We start from the raw sequence: 4,397 nt of genomic DNA, 5'->3' as shown, positions 1-4,397 counted from the left end.
GCGTAGAGAAGCGTGAACTGCACCGAGACGTTCTGTTCAACGAAACCAAAGTCCGAGATACTCTGCGCTTGACAAAACGGCCCGATCAGAGAAGCGGACGTCAGATCTCAAAGCAACTTGCCGGCGGCAGCAAGGTCGCCGGCCCTCACGCCGACAGAAGTGTGCGCGCGCACGAGTCCCCCCGGTTGGCGAAGGTGTGCGGCGCTACAACTATGGCTGCCGGACCGCGTCCCAGTCGCAGAGCAGCGAGCAGATTAAAAAGATGTCCCGGCCGATGCCTTCGAACTGGCCCCTGAGATAGGGCAGGAAGTCCAACGAAAACGAAGACCCGTTGCCCGGGTCTTCCACTTCACGAAGGACTTGCCCCACAAGCTCGGCCAGCTTTTGACTCGCCATCTCGATCATGGCGTCATCACCGGGATTGAGTGCCGTGAACGCGCGAAAGCGCTGGTCGAGTTGGTCAAGGGTAGCCACAAGCGCCGCCGTCTCTGCTTCATTCAATGGCCGGTCCATGGCCGTGAGGATGGACGAGACAGTGAAGCATGCATTGAGCGTGCTGAGAAACGCAGGGCCGGCGACTTCTTCCAGGATAGGGTATGGAAGAAGGGCTCGCCATTCTGAGACGATCTCTGGTCGCGGCAGGGGAAGCGACATGCCGCCCACCGCGTGCCTCCCCAACAACTTGCCATGCAGCAGGGGAATGGCCGTGCGGTCTTCCGATCCCTGCCAGTCGTGCGCAGCCACGTATTCGGCCAGAAACTTCACAAAGTCGACCAAACTATCGCAAGGTACAACGGCGGCGAACGAGGCTGCCGGCCACAGCGTGTCATACGGTTCCATGCGCGAAATCACATTCGAGCCGTCGCGCACCGATCGAAACTGCGCCTGCAACTGCGCGCGACGCTCTTCGACAGCCTGCGACGCGCGCCGCAGCGCCATATCGTTGGCGGCACTGAGCGCCGAATGCTTGCGCGACCTCTTGGCAAGGTCCGCGCGACTGGCATGAGACTTGGATGGCCACACAGCCATGTCCGCCAGCACGTGCGCGATCGACTGCAGGAGCAAAGCCGCCTTGTCAAAGTCGATCTTCTGCGCGAGGTCCGTGTAGCTCCATAAGCCGGACGCCTTTGCCTGCTTCACCTTGGACACGAGCTTGGCGGCTTGGGAAGCGCTCAGGAGGGGCCGCTCCACCTTGTCCAACAACTCCCGCGTGAGTCCCTCGATGTCCCGGACCAGCTCTGTTGCATCGTCCAGAGTGTCATAGCTGCCCTGATCTAGCGGCCCCTTGGTGAACCCATCGACGCGACCCGAGCGGACCATGCCTGTGAGAAAGCGCCGAATGCCGGCCCTGCCCCGCAGTAGGGTGGGTGCCGCCTCTAAACGGCAGAAGCACTCGGCAACTTGCTCCAGTTGCGTGGTGACTTCCTGCATGGCAATCGCCAGGCTGTTCGCGCGTGCGGTCTGGCTGTCGACTTCGCACAGTTGCTGCACGGCGCGAAGTTGCGCGCGAGTCCACGACACGCGAGCCGGTGTCACGATGTACTTGCGCTCGGGCCGAACCTGCCCAAAGGTGAGGTCGCCCACAGTCATCGGCTGCCCGTCTGGAAGGACCGCATCGACTGCCGTCGCCTGCGCCTCGGGCACCGCTGCCACGAGCAACTCGCAAAGCGCGAGGCTCCGTTCATGCAGAGCCTCGTGGCCCTCGGACACGTCATCGTTGATGAGCCTAAAGTTGGCCCGAATGACCTGCTTTCCGTCCTCCAGCACGAGCGTGGGCTTGGTGAGCCAAGGAGTCTCGGCATGCAGCCGATCCAGCAGAACCTGGGCGCCGCCTTGTGCTTGTAGCAACTGCGCCGCAGCCACGGCATCGCATTCGCCCACCACACTCACTAGTGCCAGCAATTTGGCTACGGGGGCATCTGAGATGGCCGTGTCGGCCAGCCATGCAGGGATCGGCGGGTGAACGCTCGTGCCGCGCAACGGCACGAGGGCCGCGACAAATTCGAAAACTTCCTGCAGTGTCCACCTGCCCGCGGGCGTCGCACGCGCCAGGCGCGCGCCCAACTGAACGCGCAGGTCCGCCGCCTGGGTATCGGAAAAGCGCCCCGCGGCCTCACGAATCTTGTCCCAACCCTCGAAACCCTCGAGGTCGGAACTCGCAAGTACAAAGCCGAAGACGAAGCTGGCGAACCGCTCCTCGATTTCCGTCTGCTTCCATATGTCCATCCAGTTGCGCGCGATAAGGTCGCAGGTGGCAAGGCCCAAGCCATGGAAGGCCGACGTCCATGCCGCAATGGGGGACTCCGCTAACACGTCCGCGAGCGCGTCGACGAGGAAGGGTTGCAGGGAGGGCATCTCCCGTAGCGCCTGCAGGACGAATCGCGCTAAGTCCGCATAGTCGACAGCGGCGCCGCAAAGGTGCAGCGACTGCGCTTCGTCGGCTCGCAAGGTCTCGCGAACAAGTGTATCGAGATGGCGAGAGCGAATCTCGTGCAAGCCGCCGATGCGATGCTCGCCGATCCATTGGACAGCATGCTCTTCGACCAGGCGATTCATGGCCCGAGCAAAGGAGGGCGCCGCCAGCCGCGTGCGCTCGCGCAGACGCTCGACGCTGAGCGTTGCCCCAAAGCGCGAAGCAAACGAAACCGCTTGAAGGATCAGCAACTCGTCGTCCCGGTGCTCGGCCAAGCGCTGGCGCACCTGATCCCTGAGCACTGCCTCCAGGCGCTTTCCCTGTGTCACCAGATGGGTGAACTCAAGCAGCAGCCCGTTGCTTTGCTCGAACGGTTCGCGCCAGTGGTGAAAGGGAGCCGGTTCAGGCCGCGCAAGTTCGGCAAACAAGCGTTGCGCGAGTTCCTCGTCGAGACGTGGGCGGACCGTCGCCGCATCCCGCAAATCGGCGACAAGATCGAGGTCCTCTTCGCGTATCGTGCCTAAGAGTATGACGCCCGACTTTTGGTTTGTCTCGCGCGCGATCGCATCCCACGTGCCTGAAAAATTCCGGCCGACGTCGTCTAGAACAAAGCCGACCGGACGGTCTGCGCTCGCTTCGTTGGCCGCAGCCAATCGCAGCAAAAGGTGCTCGTCGCCCTCGGCCAGGCCGCGCACGCGATACCAGATCACCTCGTGCCTTCTGGCGTGCGCATAGAGCCAGGCGCTTGCCGACTTTCCGCTGCCTGAGGGGCCTGCGATCAGGACGGCGTTGCGACCTCCAAAGGCCTGGTCGATCTCCGATTCGACCTGTGGCCGATCGAAGACGAGGCCGGCTGCGACGTGCCCAGGCACGACGTTCACGCCGCTGTAGAACGCGGGCTCCTGTACGGCAATCGAGAAGTTGACCACCTCGCACAGCCCGTCCTGGACAGCGCGGTGCAGGCCACCTTCGTGAGTGGCGAGCAGGACACGCTCTAGTGTGGTGACGACATCGGTGGTGTCTACGCTCGAAGGTGCGGTAGAAGGGCGCAGGTAATTGTCGTCGGCGCCGACACCCACTCTGTGGCGAAGCTCATGCGCGGCGATGCGGCCCGCGAATGCGGGAATATCTTGCTTCGCGTGAAAGAAATCCACCGCCCGGTCCAAGGGCGAATTTTCGACGACGAGAAATGAACGCTCCAGCAACTGCTTGATGGTAAAGAGCTCTTCCCCCGTGACTTCGTCAGCCAATGATTCCCGCAACGGCGCTACGTCGTCGCAGGAGGCCAGTGGTCTCGCCCATGAGCGAGCTTGCAGGTCTTGCACGGGCCGTTCGAGAAAGACGGCCAGCCGCACCTGTCCTTCGGTCCATTCTTGCGCAGTGAGGGTGCCAGCCGCCTTCAGGAGGTATTGCGCGACCTCGGCCGCAGTGAACGTGGCCTTGGGGTCGTGCCTGGACTTCGCCTGAATGCGAGTCTCAATTGAGGCGGCAAAGAGGTTCAGGTCGTCCAGTCCCTCGGGCACAAGGCGTGCGGATTGTCCGGCCACCCATTGCTCGGCAAGCAGGAATGCACCGGCGGCGTCCTGAAAACGAAATCCCCGCCCAGCGCGCGCACCGGCCCGACTTGCCTTCCATCTCGGGTCTTCTGTCATGTCCATGTCCGAGTTGAGCCGACTCAACACCGAGCCGGTAAACATGATTTGTCGACGCACCGGGAAGCGCCGAGATTACTTAGGGCTCTAGGCCGAACCTCTCGGGTCGGTGTCCAGCACGCCATAGCAAGAGATTGTCCGCGTTGGGCGCATAGTCGTCCGACGCTCTTCCCAAAACCGGTCCTTCAACTTGCGCATGGTGAGCGGCTGCTCGTCGAGGATCTGAACGACTGTAACGGGCCCCAGGACTAAACCGCTCGCGCGGTAGCCCGCCGCACAGTCTGTGATTTAACAAGCATCGTGCCCCCGTCTATGTTGGGAACCGAGGCAAT

General features: G+C 62.6%; 1 protein-coding gene. It reads right to left on the bottom strand.

From position 1 onward, the window contains the following. Nucleotides 1-210: 210 nt before the first annotated feature. Nucleotides 211-4,071 carry a hypothetical protein gene (locus M2282_RS30910; RefSeq protein ID WP_280812585.1) on the bottom strand — a complete coding sequence of 1,287 codons (3,861 nt, stop codon included), beginning with the start codon at nt 4,069-4,071 and terminating at the stop codon, nt 211-213. Nucleotides 4,072-4,397 lie beyond the last annotated feature (326 nt).

Source organism: Variovorax boronicumulans (genome assembly GCF_029892485.1).
Taxonomy (GTDB): Bacteria; Pseudomonadota; Gammaproteobacteria; order Burkholderiales; family Burkholderiaceae_C; genus Variovorax; species Variovorax boronicumulans_B.
This window is presented reverse-complemented; position numbering and strand designations above follow the sequence as displayed.